The sequence below is a fragment of the Chitinophaga sp. genome (assembly GCF_017745275.1).
In the GTDB taxonomy this organism is placed as follows: domain Bacteria; phylum Bacteroidota; class Bacteroidia; order Chitinophagales; family Chitinophagaceae; genus Chitinophaga.
Genome location: NZ_JAGHZS010000010.1, coordinates 54,549 through 76,301, shown reverse-complemented (window position 1 = coordinate 76,301; position 21,753 = coordinate 54,549). Strand labels below are relative to the sequence as shown.

The following is a 21,753-nucleotide window of genomic DNA, read 5'->3' as shown; positions in this document are numbered from 1 at the left end:
CCCACAAATCCGTAATTCGTAATTCGTAATTTTTTCTCCTACTCTGTTCTTAAGCTCTTCACCGGATTCGTTAACGCGGCTTTCACCGATTGGAAACTAATGGTCGCTAACGTGATTAACACTATCAAAATAGCTGCCGCTATAAATATACCCGGGCCAATATGAATGCTATAGGCGAAGCCCTTCAACCATTGGCTGCTGGCCCACCAGGCCACTGGAAATGCAATGAGAATGGCAATTCCCACCAGCTTCAGGAAATCTTTTGATAACATCACCACGATGGTTCCCTCGGTAGCTCCCAATACTTTCCGGATACCAATTTCCTTCAGCCTACGCTGGGCAGTGAACGCAGCCAGCCCGAATAAACCTAAACAGGAAATCAGGATGGCCAGCCCGGCGAAATAACGGGACAACAAAGACACCTGTTTCTCGGCGGTATACATCTTATCGTAATTGCTGTCAAGAAACCTGTAGTCGAAGGAAAAGCCAGGGTTAAACTGCTGATAGAGCTGTCCTAAGCGGGCAATGGCTGTCTTTTCCTTATCTGCTTCCAGCTTCACTACAAACTTATAAGCGGCGGACTTATCCAGGATAAAAAACAGGGGCTTCACTTTGTCGTGCAGCGATTGAAAGTGAAAATCTTTTACCACTCCGCCAATATGCATTTTCGAGTCCCATAACTCCACCTCTTTGCCAATAGGCTGCCGCATGCCCATGAATTTGATGGCCGCTTCATTGAAGATGATCATGGACGTGTCTGTACCGAAGTCGCGGGAAAATCCCCTGCCCTCTTTTATTTTGATGTCCAGCGTTTGCAGCAGGTCGTAATCAACAGGCACTACCTCGAACTCTGTTTTATCTTTCACATCTTTTCCTTCCCATATCACACCGGAGGTGCCAGAGCTGTGGCCGGTCAGGGAATGCGCTATACTGGAGGCATTGATCACACCGGGAATATTCTTCATTTCCGCCAGGAAAGCATCCTGCGCTTTGGCATTATCCAGCTTCCCTTCTTTGGTAAACGTGATGATATGGTCTGTGTCGTAACCCAGGTTTTTGTTTTGTATAAAGCTGATCTGGCGGTAAATCACCAGCACCGCGATGATCAGGACAATTGAAAGACTGAATTGAAAAACTACCAATCCTTTTCTGACTACCAGTTCTCCTACTGTGCCTCTTAGCTTTCCTTTCAACACCAGCGCCGGTTTGAAGCCGGAAAGATAAAGCGCCGGATAACTGCCTGCCAGCAAGCCGGTTAACAGGGTAATGATCAATACAGATACTATGAAGCCGGGGCCGAGGTGAGACAAGGCCAATTGTTTGCTGGTAATATTATTGAAAGCAGGAAGGGCAAACATTACCAGTACGATAGCGAGCGAAAGCGCCAGGAAGGCCATTAACACAGATTCTCCCAGGAATTGCAGCACGAGTGATCCACGGCCAGCGCCCATGGCTTTCTTCACACCTACTTCTTTGGCCCTGCCGGAAGCCTTGGCGGTAGACAGGTTCATGAAATTAATACAGGCGATGACCAGGATAAAAATAGCAATGAGAGAAAAGAGCCTGACATACTCTATTCTTCCGCCCACCTGCACGCCATTTTCATAGCGCCCATACAGGTAGCGCGTGGAATACTGCTGCAAGAACGGCGTACGGTGGGTGACTTCATTATTGGTATTACGTTTAATAAAATCAGCCAGTTTCGCATTCAACTTCACCGGATCGGTACCGGGCTTCAGCGTCACGTAAGTAGAAGGGCATGTACTTCTCCAGTTATCCAGGTTATCAGCTATCCGTTGATAGGCCATGGCAGGGAGTACAAAATCGAACCGGTCAGACGAATGCACACCCGGCGATTTGAACACACCAGTGACCATGAACTGCTCTTCATGCTGCATCTCCACCGTTTTGCCGATGATATTGCTGGTAGTGCCAAATAGTTTCTCCGCCAACTGGTCAGATAACACAATAGACTTCTTCTCCTGTAACACCTGGCCGGCATTACCCTGGATCAGGTCATAGGAGAACATATTGAAGAAATCTTTGCCGGCATATTTTCCGTCTGCTTTGACGTTCTTTTCATTATTAACAGACAGGGTAGCTCCACCAATCCAATCGGTGACCACGGCCCGTTCCACTTCCGGTATTTGCTTTACCAATGCATCTCCCATGGCAACCGGGGAAGATTGGGCGGTCCAGATACCACTGGCCTGTACCCGGTTTTCCAATACCTGGTAAAGGGTAGCTTCTTTTTTATGAAAACGGTCCATCTGCAATTCATCATTTACCCAGATGTAAATGAGGAGGGCGCAAGCCAGGCCTGTGGAAAGACCAACCAGGTTGAGGAGAGCAAACCGGCGGTCTTTTACGAGATTACGCCAGGCAATCGCTAAATAGTTTTTAAACATAGTGATGTGTTGCTTGCAGCAGGGAGGACAAAGGAAATGCCATGGCCTGCGCTACATCATTAACAATACTGTACAAATTAAAATTATACATAAATTGTTCGATACTGCACAGTGGCCGTTCGCATATGTAACAAGATGAATTTAACGATTAAAACAACATAGCACCGCGGCATGCGGTGCTATGTTGCTTTAAATATCGTATATGAGCTTATTTAGCTGGAATATCCATAATGGTAAACTGATCAGTAACCGGGTCAATGGCCGCCAACACCTGGTCGAAGAAAGCCGGACCTTCGGCAGCGTACCAGGGCAGTAGGTTTTCCTTACGCTCCTGCAAGGAGCCGGCAGGGAACAGTTTATTTTTTAACTGGCGGATCTGGTCTGTTTGCCAGGCAAACTTTTTCTTTTCTGCACGCAGGAATTTATGTTCCAGCTTGCCGATTGACTTCAATGCCTTTGTTCTCTCAGAGCCGGTGGTGGCCACCAGCGTCACATCAATACTGCGGGCCTTGGCTTCAAGTGCATCGAACAACTGCTCTACAGCGGCATATTCATCTTTCAGTACCAGCGAAGCATTGGTATGTTGCTTTACATAGTCATTGACGATATCTTCTGTACGCTTAAACAGCTCGTTGACGTTGATGCCCAGCTTCTGCATTCTTTGGCGCGATAACTCGTCGGTCAACAACAGGGAATTGCGCAATAACAAGATCGGGAATGGTACTTTGTAATGTGCAAATAATTGCTGTAGCTCCAGCCAGTAGGCAATTTCACCACCTCCACCTATAAAGGCCAGGTTAGGCAATATGGTTTCCTGGAACATACCACGCAAAATCACATTGGGACTGAAGCGCTCAGGATGTGCCTCCAGCTCTGCTTCCAGGGAAGCGGCGGTAAAAGTCAACGAGGTGTGTAATACTTTCCACTGATCACCATCGCGTACAATGCGTTCACGCATTCCATCCTGTAAATAAAAAAGATTTATTTCCCGGGGATTGGCCTGCATTTTATAATGCTCCGTCAATTTTGCCAGGGTATCGTTGACGATACCATAAGACACCTGGTTAAATAATTCATCCTTTATAACGGGTAGGTATAAACGCTTTAATGCCGGGCTATCCGGTACCAGTACCACCAGGCCATAGCGGCCAAACAGGGCGTCTACCAGGTACAGGGTGGCTTCCTGTATATTTTTATGCCCGAGATAAGCTTTACGCAGCAGTTCCATCAGTTCATCCGCATGAGGGGCATAACCGATGGCTTTCTTTACATCTGCCAGCATGGCTTCCAGTCCTTCAGGATGCATACGGCCTACTGCGCCCTGCTGGCTGGTATTCCAGGTAAGTGTTTTCCCGTCTATATAAATGCTGCCTAGTTCCTCCAGGTCTGCATCTTCACTACCCATATAATATACCGGCACAAAATTATGCTGCGGAAATTGCTGCTTCAGGGTAGTGCAAAGCTTGATGGTTTGCAGAATTTTATATGCGAAATAAAGATAACCGGTGAAGATATTGGGTTGGTGCGCGGTACATACCGTAAACGTAGTGGGCTGCAACAGGGCGGTGATATTGTCCTGCACGGCTTTGGTGGGTGCAAGCGAAGCATATTGTGCTTCCAGGGCGGCTACCAGCGCGGCTCTCGGTGTATCAAAATTTTGCCTGGCTTTAATAGCTGCGGCAAAGTCCGGATGTACAGGAGAATAGGTATAAAATGGTCTTATCTGCGGATGCTCTGCTAAAAAATCTGTTACCAGCTGGTTAAAATAACCAGTTTTCCCATAAGGAATATACTCCAGCATATTGAGTTTCGAATTACGAATTACCAATTAAAGATCGATGCAGTGCCAATACATCGAAATTTTTGAATGTACGAAGTTAGGTAAATACTTAATTGGTTGGTCAATTTATGGTTGGCCGGTATAGCAGGGCGGATTCACGCAGAGCTGCAAAGCAGCAAAGACGCAAAGGATGAGCCTCAAAGTATTTTTCTTTTGGCGCTTGTTTTGAAAGGGGTAATGGGATGGATGGCTATATGGCCGATAACTTTCATGAAACCCAATATATTATGAAGATAGCGATACTGGCCCCCGTAGCATGGCGTACCCCTCCCCGGCATTATGGCCCCTGGGAACAAATGGCAGGCAACCTCGCAGAAGGACTGGCGGCAAAAGGACTGGATGTAACCCTCTTCGCTACCGCCGATTCCGTTACCACCGGCCGGTTGTCGTCGATCTGCGCCAAAGGTTATGAAGAGGACCCCGATGCAGACGCGAAAGTAAATGAGTGTATGCATATCAGTTACCTCATGGAACAGGCGGGCGATTTTGATATCATTCATAATCATTTCGACTTCCTGCCACTCACCTATTCCCGGTTGATCAAAACGCCGATGATAACCACTATTCACGGTTTTTCTTCTCCCAAAATATTACCGGTATACCAGCGGTATAACGACCGTGTGAGTTATGTATCTATCAGCAACGCCGACCGGGCTCCCAACCTGGAATACGCCGCCACTGTTTACAATGGTATCAACCCCGCAGATTTTGCCTTCGAACCTTCTCCGGATGATTACCTGCTGTATTATGGACGTATTCATCCCGATAAAGGCACCCATGAAGCCATACAAATAGCCCTGCACACCAAACGGCGGTTGATAATTGCCGGCATTGTCCAGGATGAAGCCTACTACCTGGAGAAAGTAAAACCATATATCGATGAGGAACAAATCCAATATATAGGACCGGTAGGCGGCCGGCAACGCAGCGAACTGCTGGGCAGAGCACAGGCTTTATTACATCCCATCCTGTTTAATGAGCCCTTTGGCCTGAGCGTGGCAGAAGCCATGCACTGCGGTACACCGGTGATAGCCTTTAACAAAGGCTCCATGCCAGAGCTGATAGCAGACCGCAAAACAGGATTCCTGGTAAATAATATAATAGAAGCTTCCGCTGCAGTAGAAGACCTGAGCCTTATTACTCGGCGCGACTGTCATTTACATGCCAGTAATAAATTCACGGCGGAAAAAATGGTAGAGGCCTACAGCGCGTTGTATGAGCGGTTAGCTCTTAGCCATTAGCTTTTAGCTTTTAGCAAAATGCAGCGAAGACCATATGATATGATCTCCGCTGCATTTTGCTAAAAGCTAACTGCTAAGAGCTATTCTTATACTCCGTCTGCCTTTATCTGCGACAGCAATTTTTCGAGATTGACCGTTGCAAAACCGGATGCATAGTCGGACAGGCCATACGGAATAATCAATTCATCGTTGTGAATCATGGAGCCACAGGAGTATAATACATTGGGTACATATCCTTCGCGCTCATCTTTATTAGGCATCAGTAGAGGTTCCCGCAGGCGCCCTATTTCTATATTGGGATTTTCCAGGTCCAGCAGGCTGGCACCAATGCAATAGGTACGCATGGGTCCTACGCCATGGGTGATCACCAGCCATCCCTCTGGTGTTTCGATCGGGGAACCGCAGTTACCTACCTGTACAAATTCCCAGGCATATTTAGGGGTATGCAGTATTTGCGGATTCTCCCAGATATTGATTTTATCGGAGTACATGATGTACCCGTTAATACCATCTATCCGGGAGATCATTACATATTTGCCGTTTATTTTGCGGGGAAACAGCGCCAGGTTCTTGTTCTGTGCGCCTTCTCCATACAGGGGCATGATTTTGAAATTGTAAAAATCCTTTGTTTGCAGCAGCTTGGGCTGAATAGTGATGCCATCATACGCAGTATAGGTTGCGTAGTACGTAACGTTACCGTTTTCGCTGGTATATCTTACAAAGCGGGCATCTTCTATTCCCCTGCTTTCTGCATCTGAATAAGGGAAAATAACGCGATCCGACAGGTCCGTGTCCAGTGAAAAATTCAGTTCATAGTAGGAGTCGGCCAGCCAGAGGACTCTCTCCAGGCCTTTCTTCAGCAGGTGATCTACCTGGAAGCGCTGCTGCATTTCCCGGATCACCTTTTTGAGTGCCAGGTATTCGAACTGATCTGGTAAACTGTTTTGTATTTCCTGCATCACAGAATCAGGTAGCCGGATGGATGCCGCGTTCTGAAAAAAAGTATGTTTTTGGTAGATGGAATTGCGGATGATTTCCGCTTCATCCACGTAGTTGCCAGGCGCTATCAGGGATATTTCATTGTGCTTGTCTACGATCCCGGATCTGAAGGCAATAGAAGAAACGTGCCCTTCTCCAACTGCGCGAAAGCTCATGATCACCCGCTTCTCTCCTTCTTCCAGTCCACTCTGATCTATATCTTCAATCAGAGAAGGGTTGAAGAATGCAGCAGATTCGATAGAATATTCGTTGGTAAAAAAGGAACCGGTAAGTAGTTTTCTCTTCCGTGACCAATCGTCGTAATCAATCTGCAGGCTGGGGAACAAGTGCCGTAGCCGGTCTGCGTGTCTTTCGAAAATCCGGGTAATATTCCGGTGGCGCCGCGAAAATTCTCTGAGTATAGGCATGATCGTTATATCGACCTCGGCATCGCTCATCGTCGCCACCTGTTGGATAATAGATCTGGCCCTGGCCTCACCGTTGAAAAAAAACCTCGCTACAACGCGTTTCAGGTCAGGGTAAATCTTAGTGGATTTCCGCTCTATTGACAATCGCATGTTTTACGTTTTGTTAAATACTGAATCCGTCTTCCAGGACCACGCCTTTTTTAACAACAACAATGCCGTCTTTCACCGTATATTTTTCAAAGTCGCCATCGGCCAGATGCTTGCCGCCATTTATGTGTACGCCATTCCCGATGCTGCAGTTTTTATCAATGATGGCGTTATTGATGATGCAATTCTCCCCGATGCCCATCGTAGGACGTCCGGCTGCTCTTGCCTTTTCGATTTCGTCGAGCGTTTGGTAGTAGTCGCTCCCCATGATATACGCATTACTGATTTCCGAACCTTTACCGATCCGCGTACGTATACCTATCACCACTCTTTCAAGACGGTTTGCCATTATAATACAACCATCAGCGATCATTGTTTTCTCCATATGGCCGGAAATTTTTGCCGGAGGCAACATTCTGGCCCTGGAATAGATGGTTTGTGATTCGTCGAAGAGGTTAAATAAAGGAATTTCATCGGTGAGGCCGATATTGGCTTCAAAGAAGGATTCAATGTTACCGATGTCTGTCCAATAGCCTTCGTACTGGTAGCTGTAAATTCTTCTTTTAGCTTCAATGGCCTGTGGAATAAGCTGTTTACCAAAGTCGGCGGCTTCCGGCTGGTCGTTGAGCATATCAAAAAGCACCTTCCGGTTAAAGATATAGATCCCCATACTGGCCAGGTAAATGCGGCCTTCTTTCTGCATTTCCTCGCTTACTTCTGATGCCCACGGCGGTAGCACTGCCTGCGATGGCTTCTCAGTAAAAGATACAATAGCGCCTTTCTCATCTTCCTTTAATATCCCAAAATCAGAAGCATCCCTGGCACTCACGGGAATAGTGGCAATAGATATTTCCGCGCCGGTGTCAATATGGTGGCGGATCATCTTTTTAAAATCCATCTGGTACAACTGGTCACCGGATAAGATGAGTACATACTCAAACTCGAAGTTCTCCATGTGATGAATACATTGGCGTACAGCATCTGCGGTACCCTGGTACCAGGTGGGATTATCGGGCGTTTGTTCCGCCGCCAGGATGTCTACAAAACCCTTATCAAAATTGCTGAAGTGATAAGTGTTCTTAATGTGTTTGTTCAGGGAGGCCGAATTGAACTGCGTGAGTACAAAAATGCGGTTCAGTTCAGCATTCAAACAATTGGAGATGGGAATATCCACCAATCTGTATTTACCGGCCAATGGCACCGCTGGCTTGGAACGGCGACGGGTAAGCGGATACAGGCGGGTGCCGGCCCCTCCTCCGAGAATAATGGATATTACATCGTTAGTCATAATGGGAATTGGTTTTTAATGTTTCATCATTCAATATTCTAAACTATTTCATACTGTTGTACATGTCGATATAGTGCTGTGCTGCACTACCCCAGGAATGATCAATGTTCATGCCTCTTAAACGTACTTCGGCGAGGTGATGGGGATCCTGGTACAACTCGATGGCTCTTTTTACAGAGTAACAAACATCCCAGACGCCGGCATGATTGAAACGGATGCCTACACCATCCTTATCTCCAAAGTCGACCACCGTGTCTTTCAGACCACCTGTACTGCGTACCATTGGCACAGTACCATAGCGCAGGGCATACATTTGATTCAGCCCGCAGGGCTCTACCCGGGAAGGCATGAGCAGGAAATCGCTGCCCGCATAAATTAAATGGGATAACGATTCGTCATAACCGATGTGTACATTAAAACCATAGCTTACCACCTGGCGGGTTTGTTGCAACGACCACTCAATATGTGGTTCGCCGCTCCCCAATACCAGGAAGTTGACTTCTCCCGGCAGCTCATGAAGCGAGCGACCAATGATTTCGGGCAGCAGGTCGGCGCCTTTGTCGCCCACCAACCGGCCAATGAAGGCAATCAGCGGTAAGGAAGCATCCAGCCCGAAGCGCTCGCAGAGGCGTTGCTTGTTTTCCTTTTTGCCGGCATCCACGGTATCCTCATCATAGTTTTGCACCAGCATATGATCTGAAGCGGGGTCCCACACCTGCGTATCAATGCCGTTCAAAATGCCTACCATCTTGGCCTTTTCCTGGCTAATGAGACTTTCGAGACCATTGGCATTGCCAAACAGTTCCTCCATATAACCGGGAGATACTGTGGTAACCCGCCATGCGCATTTGATAGCCGCGGCCAGCGGGTTAATGGCACCGCCCCAGTCCAGCAGACCGGACTTCCACAGGTCGAAAGAAGGGATCAGGTATAGCTTATCCCATCCAAACTGGCCCTGGTATTGAGCATTGTGAATAGTTAGTACCGAAGGGATCTCTTTTAAGCGGCCATATTTATAACCATAGCTCATCAGGAAAGGGATCAACCCTGTATGATGGTCATGGCAATGGATCACATCCGGCTGGTGCTGCCATTCGTTGATCCAGTCCAGCACCGCCACCTGGAAGGCCAGGAAACGTTCGGTATCGTTGGGGTATCCATATACGCCCGGAGTGTCGAGCAGGCCGGGAATATCCACAAGATACAGGTCAAATCCCAGCTCATTGCTGCGTTCTTTCAATACATTGAAATGATACCAGTTGTGTCCCAGCCACATGCCCGCCTGGTGCACCACGTCGAATTCATGGGTATCATAATATTTGGTCCGGTAAGCAGGAACCACTACTTTGGCAAAATTTCCTAACTGGTGCTGATATTTGGGCAAAGCTCCCACCACATCACCTAGTCCGCCTACCTTGGCTACCGGGTAACATTCCGCGCTAATGTGTAAAATCTCCATGCTAAATAATTGATAATGCTTTATTAAGTTAAAGTGTAAAAACAAGAAAACAAAGGGACAGGCAGAATTTATTTTATAGAGCAGAAAGCAGAAAGCATAAAGCAAAAAGCTATTGTAGCGGATGATTGGAGCGAATTTTTGTTTGTGGGCAGGATTTAGGGAAATATAAGCTGATAATCGGCATAATCAATCTAATCGGGGAAATCCGCTCCGCTCATCCGCATTCATCATTCGCTTCAATCATCCGCTACAATAGCTTTTTGCTTTCTGCTTTCTGCTTTATGCTTTATATATTTGTAATCACTATTGTCATGTGTTCATCCTCTAAACATACCAGTTATGGATTTTGGTCGCGTTTCTACTCCTGAACTATCAGAGATCGACTTTAAGCTGCCTGCCGAACCTGTATTTAATAAGAAGGTATTAAAAGGCAAGCGGGTAAAAAATCCCCAGGCCTGGCTGGGCTGCGCTAAATGGGGCCGTAAAGAATGGATCGGGAAAATTTATCCCAAAGGCACCAAAGAAGCCGACTTCCTGGGCGAGTATGTGAAACACTTCAACAGCATAGAGCTCAACGCTACCCATTACCAGATCTATGGCCCTCCCACCATTGCCAAATGGGACGCCAAAGCCGCCGGGATGGATTTTAAGTTTTGCCCCAAGGTACCTCAAAGCATCAGCCATTTCAGCACCCTGATCAATGCAGGCGATAAAACCACGTCCTTCCTGGAGGGCGTACTGACGTTCGGAGAGCACCTGGGACCTATCTTCCTGCAATTAAGCGACAAGTTTAGCCCTGCCAGGCGGGATAACTTATACCAGTACCTGGCTTCCCTGCCGAAGGACCTCCAGTTTTTCGTGGAATTACGCCACCCGCAATGGTTTGAAGATGAAGCGGTACGGATAGAACTATTCGATAAACTGCTGGAGCTTAATGTTGGCGCCATTATTACCGACACTGCCGGCCGCAGAGATATTGCCCACATGCACTTAACCGTTCCTAAAATATTTATCCGTTTTGTGGGCAACAGCCTGCACCCAACGGATTATACCCGTATCGACGACTGGGCCAACCGTATCAAATACTGGTTGGACAACGGTTTGGAAGAAGTGTATTTTTTCATGCACATGCATGATGAGGCTACTTCGCCGGAACTGGCGCTGTATATGACGGAAAAATTCGAGGCGGTATGCGGTATACCAGTAAAGAAGCCGGTGTTTGTGACCGGGGAAGCGCCCGCAAAGACGCAAAGTAGCAAAGCAGCTAAGAGCGAACCTGCGAAAGCGCCTGCCAAAGACAAAAGCAGCAAAGCGGCTAAAAGCGAACCTGTGAAAGCGCCTGCCAAAGCCAAAAGTAGCAAAGCAGCTAAGGGCGAACCTGCTAAAGCGCCTGCCAAAGCCCAAAGCAGCAAAGCGGCTAAGGGCGAACCAGTGAAAGTGCCTGCCAAAGCCAAAAGCAGCAAAGTGGCCAAAAAATAAACACCCTTTGCATCTTTCCCCCTTTTGCGCCTTTGCGGGAGAAAAAACCGAAAAAAGCCGGACTGAAATATTAATTTCGCCCTTTCAAAACCGGTACATAAAATGATGCGCGACAAGCTAGAGCAATTGGCCCAGCAACTGGAAGGCAAGCTTTATACAGACGATACCATGCGAACACTCTATGCCACTGATGCGTCGGCATACCGTGAAATGCCGCTGGCAGTAGCTATTCCACAGCATATCGATGATCTGAAAACACTGATCAGCTTTGCACGGGAAAATAAAACGTCGCTCATACCCCGTACCGCCGGTACTTCGTTAGCCGGACAGGTAGTGGGAAACGGCATCATTACCGACGTATCCCGCACCTTTACCAATATATTAGAACTGAATAAAGAAGAAGGCTGGGTACGCGTACAACCCGGTGTGATCCGCGATGAACTGAATATGTTCCTCAAACCACACGGCCTCTATTTCGGTCCGGAAACTTCCACCGCCAACCGCGCCATGATAGGCGGAATGGTGGGCAACAACTCCTGCGGCTCCAATTCCGTGGTATATGGCAGTACCCGCGAACACCTGCTGGAAGTAAAAGCCCTGCTGAGTAACGGCGAAGAAGTGACCTTCGGCAGCATGGATGCCGACACCTTCCACCGGAAATGCGAAGGCCCCGATACGCTGGAAACAAAGATCTATCAGCAAATCCGGAGCACCCTTAGCAATCATAACTACCAAAGTGAAATCAGGAAAGAGTTTCCCAAGAAAAGCATTCCCCGCCGCAATACCGGCTATGCGGTAGACATGCTGCTGGAAACCAACCCTTTCACCGCTGGTACAGAAGACTTTAACTTCTGTAAACTGATCGCCGGCTCTGAAGGAACCCTGGCCTTTCTCACAGAAATAAAACTGCATGTAGATCCCCTACCTCCAAAAGAAACAGGGCTGGTGTGCATCCACTTCAATAATGTTGATGAGTCGCTCCGCGCCAACATCCTGGTGATGGAATACAAACCCAGCGCCAGCGAACTGATTGACCACTACATCCTGGAATGTACCAAAGACAACATCGAACAAAGTAAAAACCGTTTCTTCGTACAAGGCGATCCCGGTGCCATCCTGGTAGTAGAGTTTTGCCGCAATACCCGCGAAGAAGTAGTGGAGATCGCCGGCAGGCTGGAAGCCACGCTGCGCGCCGCCGGACTGGGATACCACTTCCCGCTCCTCTTTGGCGACGACAGTAAAAAAATATGGGCACTCCGTAAAGCTGGTCTGGGCCTGCTCAGTAACCTGCCCGGCGATGAAAAAGCCGTACCGGTAATTGAAGATACCGCCGTAGCAGTGGAAGATTTACCAGACTTTATCCGCGACTTCAACAACATCCTCAAACAATATAATCTCTACGCCGTTCACTACGCCCACGCCGGCAGTGGTGAAATACACCTGCGCCCGATCATCAACCTGAAAACGGAAGAAGGCAACCATTTGTTCCGTAAAATTGCCGAAGAAATTGCCACCCTCGTTAAAAAGTATCATGGCTCTCTCAGCGGTGAACACGGCGATGGCAGGCTGCGCGGCGAGTTTATTAAACAGATGGTGGGCGACAAAAACTACGAACTGCTGCGGCAAATTAAATATACCTGGGACCCTGAAAACATTTTCAATCCCAACAAAATCGTAGACACACCGTCTATGAACAGCATGCTGCGCTACGAACCGGGACAAAAGGTGCCGGCCATCAATACTATTTTCCATTTCCCACAGCAAACCATGCTGCAACATGCCGAACAGTGCAACGGTTCCGGCGACTGCCGCAAAACGCAACTGAGTGGTGGTACCATGTGCCCCAGCTACATGGCTACCCGGAATGAAAAAGATACCACCCGCGCCAGGGCCAACATCCTCCGCGAATTCCTGACACATAGCCCCAAAGAAAACCGCTTCGATCATAAAGAAATTTATGATGTACTGGATCTGTGCCTGGCATGTAAAGGATGTAAATCGGAATGTCCGTCCAACGTGGATATGGCCAAACTGAAAATGGAATTCCTGCAGCATTACTACGATGCCAACGGTGTACCGCTGCGCGCAAAAATGATCGGCAATTACTCCAAATTATCTGCACTGGCCGCCATTGCGCCAGGGGTATATAATGCAATGATCAATAACAACTTCACGGGAAGCATCATCCGTAAGTTCTCCGGCTTTGCCGCCAAACGCTCATTGCCTGGCCTTTACAGCACCACCTTACGGAAATGGTTCAACGAAAAATGGCCGAAGGAAAAACAAGGCGCTGCCGGTAACAAAAAAGTGTACCTTTTCTGTGACGAGTTCACCAATTATAACGATACCGCTATTGGTATCAAAGCGGTGCAACTGTTGCACCGCCTGGGCTACGACGTACAAATGATCGACCACCCGGAAAGCGCCCGCGCTTATATGTCGAAAGGACTGCTCCGGAAAGCAAGGGATTATGCAGAAAACAATGTTCGTATATTCAGCAACGTTATCAACGATAACGTTCCGCTGTTGGGTGTAGAACCCTCTGCCATCCTGAGCTTCCGTGACGAATACCCGGACCTGGTGCGGGAAAATCTGCGTACACAAGCCAAAGCACTGGCGAAGCATGTATTCCTGATTGATGAGTTCCTGGCCGCGGAAGCAGATAAAGGACATATCACAGCCGCACAATTTACCAGCAACAAACAACATATTAAGCTGCATGGCCACTGTCAGCAGAAGGCGTTGTCGTCTGCACTGCACAGCAAAAAGATGTTATCGCTGCCACAGAACTATTCCGTAGAGGTAATCCCTTCCGGTTGCTGCGGTATGGCGGGCTCTTTTGGCTACGAAAAAGAACACTACGACCTGAGTATGCAAATTGGTGAAATGGTATTATTTCCGGCCGTGCGCAATGCGGCGGAGGGCACTATTATTGCCGCGCCTGGCACCAGTTGCAGGCACCAGGTAAAAGATGGTACCGGCGTGAAAGCCTTGCATCCGGTAGAGATATTGTATAACAGTCTGGTATAGTATAGCTTTTAGCTTTTAGCAAAATGCAGCGAAGATCACATAATATGATCTTCGCTGCATTTTACTAAAAGCTAATGGCTATACTTTCCCTATATACAACATAGTTTCATAGTGAAATTTCACCATGCCTTGCTCCTGGTACTTCTCAAACAAATCTTCGAGCGCCCTTATCATGTCATCATATACGGGATGGCCTTTCTCGGGCGCGTAAGACGATGACAGCAACCGGCCTTTCAGCGCAGGAAAATCGAAGATCTGCGCGTTCTGAAACGATTTCTCCTGCATGGTGCCGGGTTGAAAAAAGCCGGCTAACTGCGACGCACCAACGTTTCTGTGCTGCATATCTTTATAATCGGTTCCAAACTGGTGCAGGAGTTTTTCGTAGCCTTTCTCAAAGGGCAGTTCTGCCTGCCGTACGTTCCACATCAGCACCACGTAAGCATCTTTACGGCCAATGCGCCGGAATTCTGCAGCCGTGGCAGCCTGATCAAACCAATGAAAAGCAGTACCTGCTACAATGAGGTCTACAGAAGCATCCGGCAGGGTGGTATGCTCGGCAGAACCGGCGAGTGCAGAAAAACCGGGATAGCGCTGCAACAACTGTACTGACTTCTCCCTCATTTCTGTATTGGGTTCTACGGCATATACCTTATTACCATTATCCAGGAAAGGCTGGGCAGAGATACCTGTGCCGGCACCAATATCCGCTACAATGGTAGCACGAGTTAAGCCGGTAGCAGTGGCCAGATAAGGAATAATGGCCACAGGGTAATGTGGCCGGTATTTTACATAATTATCCACCCGGGTGCTGAAACGTTCGGTATTTTTCATGGTGCTGAAGTTAAGGTTATTCTCCTAAACCTTTAGGTTGCTTGTCTTCATTACCATGTGCTTCCAGATCCGCCAGTTTCTTCTTACCGTAAGCCATCTTGGTGATGAGTACATACAACACCGGTACAGTGAAAATACCGAGCAGCGTAGCGGCCAGCATCCCTCCCACTACGGTAAAGCCTATATTAACACGGGAAGCGGCACCAGCGCCTTTCGCGAGGCACAGGGGCACCACGCCAAGGATGAAGGCGAAGGAAGTCATGAGAATTGGGCGCAAACGCAATTTTACTGCCTCTAAAGTAGCATCCAGCAAAGGCATCCCCCTGTCAACACGTTCTTTACAGAACTCTACAATCAGGATGGCATTTTTCGCAGCCAAACCAATGAGGGTGATCAAACCTATCTGGGAATATACGGAGTTGGCCTGCTTTGTAAGCGACAGCGCCAGGATAGAGCCGAATAACGCAATGGGAACCGCCAGCAGCACCGAAAAGGGCACCGACCAGCTTTCATATAAGGCAGTGAGCAGCAGGAATACGAACAGGATAGACAAAGCAAAAATCAGGACACTGCTGTTACCCGCCTGAATTTCCTGCAGCGATACGTTGGCCCACTCAAAACCGAAGTTCTCCGGCAACGTTTTGGCAGCTACTTCTTTCAATGCCTCGATAGCGTCACCACTACTATAGCCCATTTTACTATCCCCATCAATTTCCACGGAGCGATACAGGTTGAAGTGGTTGATCACGGGGGCACCGGCAGATTTTTTCGTGGTGATGAGGGCGCTGAGTGGCACCATCGATCCCGTATTATTCCTGACGTAATAGGTGCTCAGGTTATTGATGCTGGTACGATACATGGAATCGGCCTGTAATACCACCCTGAAGCTGCGGCTGAATTTGGTGAAGTCGTTTACATACAATCCACCCAGGAAAGTTTGCAGCGCATTGAATACATCGCTCACGGCTACACCGAGTTGTTTACATTTATCGCGGTCTACTTCCACATTAAACTGTGGCGTATTGGCGCTGAAGAAAGCGTATGCCCGCGCAATTTCCGGCCGCTGGTTGGCAGCCATCAGGAATTGTCCCATCACCTGCAGGAACTGGTTGATATCCGGGTTGCTGCGTTGTTCCAGTATAAACGAGAAGCCCCCGGAAGTACCCAGTCCACGCAGTGTTGGAGAAGGGATACAGATAATATTGGCACCAATAATTTTCATGGTGGCCATTTGGATACGGCCTAACACTGCGTTGATATTATCGCCATGTTTATAGCGTTCATCCCACGGCTTGAGACTTACGAAGAAGGTACCAGAATTGGGCTTGGTGGCATTGGCCACGAAGTTGATACCAGTGATACCGAAGAAGTGCGCTACGGCACTGTCTTTCGTTAAAATATCGCTGACTTCCGCCACCACTTCTTTGGTTCTTTGCGTAGATGACGCTTCGGGAAGTTCCAGTGCAATGAACAAAGCGCCCATGTCTTCCTGGGGCACGAAGGTGGTCGGTGTTTTCTTGAATAAGTAGAAGGCTGCCACAAAAATGCCGGCCATGATAATGAGCACTACCGGTGTTTTCCGGATAGAAAACATCACTGCTTTTCCATAACGATTGGTAACCCTGCCAAACCATTCATTAAACTTAAAGAAGAGTTTATTGAGCCCATGGGATTTTTGGGTAAGATGTGCGGGCCGCAGTAAGATCGCCGTTAATGCGGGCGTAAACGTCAGGGCCAGGAATGCGGACAATAGCACCGAAAATGCGATCGTTAATGCAAACTGCTGGTACAGGCGTCCGCTCACACCAGGAATGAAGGCCACTGGCACAAACACGGCTGCGAGGATGAGGGCGATGGCAATTACCGGTCCCTGTACCTCCGACATAGCTTTGAAAGTGGCGTCCCGCGGCGACATCAGGTCTGCATCAATATGATGCTGCACCGCCTCCACCACCACAATGGCATCATCCACCACAATACCGATCGCCAGCACGAAGCCGAACAGGGTGAGGGTATTAATGGAGAAGCCCAATAGCTGGAAAAATATAAACGTTCCAATCAGGGAAATAGGAATTACCAGGATGGGAATGAGGGTAGCACGCCAGTTTTGAAGAAACACGAATACCACGATGATCACCAGCACCATGGCTTCAATAAATGTCTGGATTACTTCATCAATAGAGATCCGCACAAAGGACGTAGTTTCAAAAGGTACCAGCCACTGCACATCTTCCGGAAAATTCTTTGCCATTTCTTTCATCTTGGCCATTACCCGGTCGTTTACGTCGAGGGCATTGGCGCCGGGAGAGAGATAAATGGCCATGCCGCTACCGGTTTTACCATCTGCTTTTGCGTCGATAGCATAGGTAAAAGAGCCGAGGTTGATGCGGGCAACATCCCGGAGCCTTACCAGGCTACCGGTTTTGCTGGTGGCCACTACCACGTTGCCAAACTCTTCAGAAGTGGCGAGGCGGCCTTTTACACTTACCGTATATTCAAATGCCTGTTGTTTACCCATAGGTGGAGCACCTACGCTACCTGCCGGCACCTGTTGGTTTTGTTCGGTAATGGCCCTGGCAATGTCGCCCGCAGTGAGGCCAAGGGCGGCCATCTTATCGGGATTGAGCCAGATGCGCATACTATAGTCCTGTGAGAAGGCGTTCACATCCCCTACTCCGACAATGCGCGCTAATTCAGGTTTCAGGTAAATGTTGAGGTAGTTATCGAGAAACTCGCGGGAGTGTCTTCCCTGCGGCGAATTGAGCGCAATTACCATTAACATATCGTTGGAGCGCTTCTTCACCGTAACGCCTACACGCCGTACTTCATCGGGGGTACTGGGCAGCGCCAGGCTCACGCGGTTTTGTACGTCGAGTGTAGAGATATCAGGGTTGGTGCCGAGATTAAAGGTGACAGTAATACTCATGGAGCCATCGTTGGCGCTCACAGACTGTATATACATGGCGCCGGGCGTACCGTTTACCTGGTTTTCTATGGGCGTGGTCACTGTTTCTTCTACCGTGGTGGAGTTGGCGCCCACATAATTGGCCCTTACATCCGTTACTGGTGGTGCAATATCCGGCAACTGTGCAATGGGAAGGTTAAACATGCAGATGAGCCCTACAATCACAATTATGATAGCAATTACGATAGTAGTATTCTTACGCTCTATAAAGGTTTTTGAGATCATACTGTGATAGTGATTTATTATTATTGTTTTCCTGCCGCGCCTGCTCCTGCTGCTCCTGCAACATTTACGGTGTCACCGGGTTTCACCCGTTGTATACCTTCCACTACGATACGGTCGCCGGCTTTCAGGCCATTGAGTACCAGCAGCATGGTATCTGTAATAGCGCCGGGCACAATATCTTTGGGCGCTACCACATTATCCCTGGTAAGCGTGTATACACTGGTTTCAGAGAGATTCTGGATAATTGCTTTCGCGGGAATAGCGAGCTGGGTAGCGGGTGTGCCATATTGCATGACCACTACAATGCTCATCCCTGATTTCAGCATGCCGTCTTTATTCTGGAATACGAGGCGCACCCTGACCGTACCGGTTTGTGCATCTACAATATTGTTGATGGTGAGAATTTTTCCTTCTTCTCCGTAGCGGGTACCATCACCAAACTGGATAAAGAATTTCTCATCGCCCTGACCTTTCTGGATGCGGAGGAATTCCGGCAGGCGGGCCTGTGGAATGTCCATATCTGCAAACATGGGATGTTCGTTCACGATGGTGTTGATGAGGGTTTGACCGGCATTCACGATATCACCTACTTTGATTTGTACGATTCCTATTTTACCGGTTACCGGTGCTTTCACCACGGCATGGTTCACATCAGTACCGGCTTTGGCTACTGCGGCCTTTGCAGCGGCCAGGTTGGCTTGTGAGGAGATCATGGCGGTATAGGCCTGATCTACGGTTTGCTTGGAAATGGCGTCGTGGTCCAGCAGGGTTTTATACCTTTCATAGTCCTTTTTCTTTTGGGCCAGATCGGCTTCTGCCTGTTGCTGACTGGCGGCCACCTGGCCGTATGCAGCGGCGGCGCGGCTCCGGTCTATATCATATAGGGGTTGTCCTTTGGTCACATTGCTGCCATCGGGCACGCGGATGGCTTCCAGGTAGCCGGAAACATCCGGGCGGAGTTCCACCACATCGTGGGCCATGAGGGTAGCCGGAAATTTCTCGGCTACGGTATACACGGCAGGCACCACCTCAGCGGCTACTACCGTTGGTTTCATCTTTCCCATCATCCCGGCCTGCTGTTGCTTTTTGCTGTTGCCACAGGCCACACAGAGTATCATACCTGCCACGTAAAAGTTCCGCTTGTAGTTTACTAGATACATATGAGAAATTAATTGCGAATTACGAATACAAAAAAGCTAACTGCTTACTTAATTTTGCCCATGGCTTTATCCAGGTCTGTTTTGCTGATCAGGGTATTGAGCAGGGCCTGCACATAATCCACCTGCGCCTGTTTCAGCTCACTTTCCGCGGAAGTCACATCCAGGCTGGTAGCTACGCCCTGTTCAAATTTGAGTACAATGCGGTCATATATTCCCTGCGTAAGGCCCATGTTGGTTTTCTGCGTTACAAACCGGGATTTGTTATTGAGATATTGGGTATTTGAATTGGCTACTTCTACCTTAATTTGTTGGCCGAGATAGTCCAGGTCGTTTTGCGACTTCTTTAAAGTAATTTTTCCTTCCCGGATCTGGTGGAGTCTTTCTGTACCGGTAAATATGGGCCAGGAAAGTGTTAGTCCAAGTGCTGACGCGCCATAGCCGGTTTTATACAGGTCGCCGAATTTTTGGGAGAAATAATTAAAGCCATAGTTTACATAGGCGTTTAGTGTAGGAAGATAGCCCATCTTCTTGCTTTTCAGGCTCAGTTCATTCAGGGCAATCTGAGTACGCTGGATGCTGTATTCAATCCTGTCCTGTACCTGGTAGTCGATGGTATCCGCTACATATGCATCCACATTCAGGTCCTGTACGGTTTCGGTGAGTGTGAGTTTTGCTTCCTGCGGCATGCCCATCTGGAACTTCAATAACTGCATCGTATATACGAGAACGCGGATCTGTGTTTCTATATCTGTCACCACATTATTATAGGATACCTGGATACGATCTACGTCTACCCGTTCTGCCACTCCCACCTCATAGCGGGCTTTGGTATCAGAAAGGGTTTTGCTCAGCTGGGCCATATTGGCTTTGGCGAGGCGGATATTTTCTTCATTGGCCAGCACCGCGTAATAGGCTTTGGTGATGGCCACTTTGGTATCTATTTCTGTACGTTTATACGCCTTTTTCGATAAGTCACCATACACATGAGAAGCTTTCAGGCCCAGGAAATAATCGCTGTTAAAGATGGCCTGATCTACCTGCCCGGTAACAGAAGAATTCCATTTGGTACCAAACTGCACGGGGGTTCTTTTGTTGGGGTCTGCACCGGTGAGATCGGGAATCAGGGAAGTTTGTAGTTTAATGTTGTCTATCAGCCCTGCATTGACGTTTGCGTGGGGCAAAAACTTACCGGTAGCTTCTTTTATCTGCTCCTGGGAGAATTGTACATCCAGCCGGGCATTTACCACATCGTTCTGATGATCCAGTCCGTATTGTATGCAATTCACCAGGTTAAAAGCATAGCTGCCAGGCTGGGTCGTATCTGCCTGCCCGTAAGCTGTTATTCCTGGTAGTAAAAGAAGGGTGAAAAGAAAAAAACGACAATGCATACTTATTACTTTGAAAGTATATGATGATTGATAAATACTTAACAACGAACAGGTAAAAAGGTTGTGCCCTTTTTGCGGCCACGGGAACGCAAACGGGACGGGGTGCATCGTAATAGCTAATAACGGTTGGCTAATAGCTATTTTCGTATCTTTCAAAAAAGTTATTGTTAACTATGTCTATGTCCGTTATAAAAGAACCCAAACCCTTTCATCGTGAGTTTGAGTTAGAGCGATTAATCCTGTTCAGTGATGCGGTATTTGCTATTGCCATTACTTTATTGATTATTGAAATCAAATTGCCTGCTTTACCGGGAAAAATGCCTGCCAGTGGTTACTGGGATTTGCTAAGACCGACTGCTATTGAGTTTCTGACCTTTACCGCCAGCTTTGTATTTATTGGAAATTTTTGGGTCCGGCATCTTCATTTATGCCGCTTTCTTCAAAATTACAACGAAGGATTGATTCATCGCAATCTTTTCTTTTTATTTTTTATTGTATCGTTTCCATTTTCTACTTCGGCGATTTTGCATACGTCTGCTCATTTTATGCTACCGTTCTTTATCTACCTCTGTAACCTGACGGGATGTTTGGCGGCGTTATTCTGGATCAGTTACTATGTGTTTCAGAAAAATCCGCAACTGTCGGTGCCAGGGCATCACACGGAGAAAGAGTTGTTGTACCAGCGCTGTAAATATGGATTTCTCACGGCGGCAACGGGTTTTACCTGTATTGCCATGACCTATTTCCTGTACCCTGAGAATACTGCGTACCAGCGTGTCAGTTATATGGTTATCCCGGTGCTGGGTTTGTTTAATTATTTCCGTTTAAAAATAAAAAAACGCAATACCCTTCGCCTGGTACACAAAGTGGAGGCGAATAACTGAAA

General features: G+C 48.0%; 13 protein-coding genes. 4 read left to right on the top strand and 9 right to left on the bottom strand.

Annotation, left to right across the window (positions count from 1 at the left end; genetic code table 11):
* Positions 1–38 precede the first annotated feature (38 nt).
* Positions 39–2,408: an ABC transporter permease gene (locus J7623_RS27070; RefSeq protein ID WP_291926898.1), complete on the bottom strand. Its 2,370-nt coding sequence runs from the start codon at positions 2,406–2,408 to the stop codon at positions 39–41.
* Between the two features lie 208 nt (positions 2,409–2,616).
* Positions 2,617–4,209, bottom strand: coding sequence for a bacillithiol biosynthesis cysteine-adding enzyme BshC (gene bshC / locus J7623_RS27065; RefSeq protein WP_291926896.1), 1,593 nt, complete (start codon positions 4,207–4,209; stop codon positions 2,617–2,619).
* A gap of 266 nt (positions 4,210–4,475) precedes the next feature.
* Here bshC and J7623_RS27060 point away from each other — a divergent pair, with 266 nt between their 5' ends.
* Positions 4,476–5,489, top strand: coding sequence for a glycosyltransferase family 4 protein (locus J7623_RS27060; RefSeq protein ID WP_291926894.1), 1,014 nt, complete (start codon positions 4,476–4,478; stop codon positions 5,487–5,489).
* Between the two features lie 86 nt (positions 5,490–5,575).
* Here the strand turns inward: J7623_RS27060 and J7623_RS27055 are convergent, their stop codons facing one another.
* From J7623_RS27055 to J7623_RS27045, 3 genes are read right to left on the bottom strand one after another with little or no spacing between them, the layout of a single operon-like run.
* On the bottom strand, positions 5,576–7,045 hold the full coding sequence (locus J7623_RS27055) for a glycoside hydrolase family 130 protein (protein ID WP_291926891.1): 1,470 nt from the start codon (positions 7,043–7,045) through the stop codon (positions 5,576–5,578).
* Positions 7,046–7,058: 13 nt separating this feature from the next.
* A complete protein-coding gene (locus tag J7623_RS27050; protein ID WP_291926888.1) occupies positions 7,059–8,330 on the bottom strand; it encodes a glucose-1-phosphate adenylyltransferase in 1,272 nt (423 codons plus the stop codon).
* A gap of 43 nt (positions 8,331–8,373) precedes the next feature.
* Positions 8,374–9,789, bottom strand: a complete 1,416-nt coding sequence (locus J7623_RS27045; RefSeq protein WP_291926883.1) for a glycogen synthase — start codon at positions 9,787–9,789, stop codon at positions 8,374–8,376.
* A 339-nt stretch (positions 9,790–10,128) separates the two neighbouring features.
* Here J7623_RS27045 and J7623_RS27040 point away from each other — a divergent pair, with 339 nt between their 5' ends.
* Together J7623_RS27040 and J7623_RS27035 are read left to right on the top strand one after the other, a co-directional pair.
* Positions 10,129–11,268 (top strand): DUF72 domain-containing protein, encoded by a 1,140-nt coding sequence (locus J7623_RS27040; protein WP_291926880.1) that lies wholly within the window; start codon positions 10,129–10,131, stop codon positions 11,266–11,268.
* Positions 11,269–11,373: 105 nt separating this feature from the next.
* Positions 11,374–14,298, top strand: a complete 2,925-nt coding sequence (locus J7623_RS27035; RefSeq protein WP_291926877.1) for an FAD-binding and (Fe-S)-binding domain-containing protein — start codon at positions 11,374–11,376, stop codon at positions 14,296–14,298.
* 78 nt (positions 14,299–14,376) lie between these two features.
* On the opposite strand, the gene J7623_RS27030 is transcribed toward J7623_RS27035, so the two are convergent.
* From J7623_RS27030 to J7623_RS27015, 4 genes are read right to left on the bottom strand one after another with little or no spacing between them, the layout of a single operon-like run.
* Entirely contained in the window at positions 14,377–15,129 is a 753-nt protein-coding gene (locus J7623_RS27030) for a class I SAM-dependent methyltransferase (protein ID WP_291926874.1), read from the bottom strand.
* Between the two features lie 16 nt (positions 15,130–15,145).
* Positions 15,146–18,319: a multidrug efflux RND transporter permease subunit gene (locus J7623_RS27025; RefSeq protein ID WP_291926871.1), complete on the bottom strand. Its 3,174-nt coding sequence runs from the start codon at positions 18,317–18,319 to the stop codon at positions 15,146–15,148.
* A 20-nt stretch (positions 18,320–18,339) separates the two neighbouring features.
* Positions 18,340–19,479: an efflux RND transporter periplasmic adaptor subunit gene (locus J7623_RS27020; RefSeq protein ID WP_291926868.1), complete on the bottom strand. Its 1,140-nt coding sequence runs from the start codon at positions 19,477–19,479 to the stop codon at positions 18,340–18,342.
* A gap of 44 nt (positions 19,480–19,523) precedes the next feature.
* A complete protein-coding gene (locus J7623_RS27015; RefSeq protein WP_291926866.1) occupies positions 19,524–20,867 on the bottom strand; it encodes a TolC family protein in 1,344 nt (447 codons plus the stop codon).
* A gap of 179 nt (positions 20,868–21,046) precedes the next feature.
* On the opposite strand from J7623_RS27015, the gene J7623_RS27010 reads away from it, so the two are divergent.
* Entirely contained in the window at positions 21,047–21,751 is a 705-nt protein-coding gene (locus J7623_RS27010) for a TMEM175 family protein (protein ID WP_291926863.1), read from the top strand.
* Positions 21,752–21,753: the final 2 nt, after the last annotated feature.

What these genes read in the sequence shown, in the direction of transcription:
- J7623_RS27070 (WP_291926898.1), bottom strand. Translation starts at nt 2,408, where the DNA reads ATGTTTAAAAACTATTTAGCGATTGCCTGGCGTAATCTCGTAAAAGAC.
- bshC (WP_291926896.1), bottom strand. Translation starts at nt 4,209, where the DNA reads ATGCTGGAGTATATTCCTTATGGGAAAACTGGTTATTTTAACCAGCTG.
- J7623_RS27060 (WP_291926894.1), top strand. Translation starts at nt 4,476, where the DNA reads ATGAAGATAGCGATACTGGCCCCCGTAGCATGGCGTACCCCTCCCCGG.
- J7623_RS27055 (WP_291926891.1), bottom strand. Translation starts at nt 7,045, where the DNA reads ATGCGATTGTCAATAGAGCGGAAATCCACTAAGATTTACCCTGACCTG.
- J7623_RS27050 (WP_291926888.1), bottom strand. Translation starts at nt 8,330, where the DNA reads ATGACTAACGATGTAATATCCATTATTCTCGGAGGAGGGGCCGGCACC.
- J7623_RS27045 (WP_291926883.1), bottom strand. Translation starts at nt 9,789, where the DNA reads ATGGAGATTTTACACATTAGCGCGGAATGTTACCCGGTAGCCAAGGTA.
- J7623_RS27040 (WP_291926880.1), top strand. Translation starts at nt 10,129, where the DNA reads ATGGATTTTGGTCGCGTTTCTACTCCTGAACTATCAGAGATCGACTTT.
- J7623_RS27035 (WP_291926877.1), top strand. Translation starts at nt 11,374, where the DNA reads ATGCGCGACAAGCTAGAGCAATTGGCCCAGCAACTGGAAGGCAAGCTT.
- J7623_RS27030 (WP_291926874.1), bottom strand. Translation starts at nt 15,129, where the DNA reads ATGAAAAATACCGAACGTTTCAGCACCCGGGTGGATAATTATGTAAAA.
- J7623_RS27025 (WP_291926871.1), bottom strand. Translation starts at nt 18,319, where the DNA reads ATGATCTCAAAAACCTTTATAGAGCGTAAGAATACTACTATCGTAATT.
- J7623_RS27020 (WP_291926868.1), bottom strand. Translation starts at nt 19,479, where the DNA reads ATGTATCTAGTAAACTACAAGCGGAACTTTTACGTGGCAGGTATGATA.
- J7623_RS27015 (WP_291926866.1), bottom strand. Translation starts at nt 20,867, where the DNA reads ATGCATTGTCGTTTTTTTCTTTTCACCCTTCTTTTACTACCAGGAATA.
- J7623_RS27010 (WP_291926863.1), top strand. Translation starts at nt 21,047, where the DNA reads ATGTCCGTTATAAAAGAACCCAAACCCTTTCATCGTGAGTTTGAGTTA.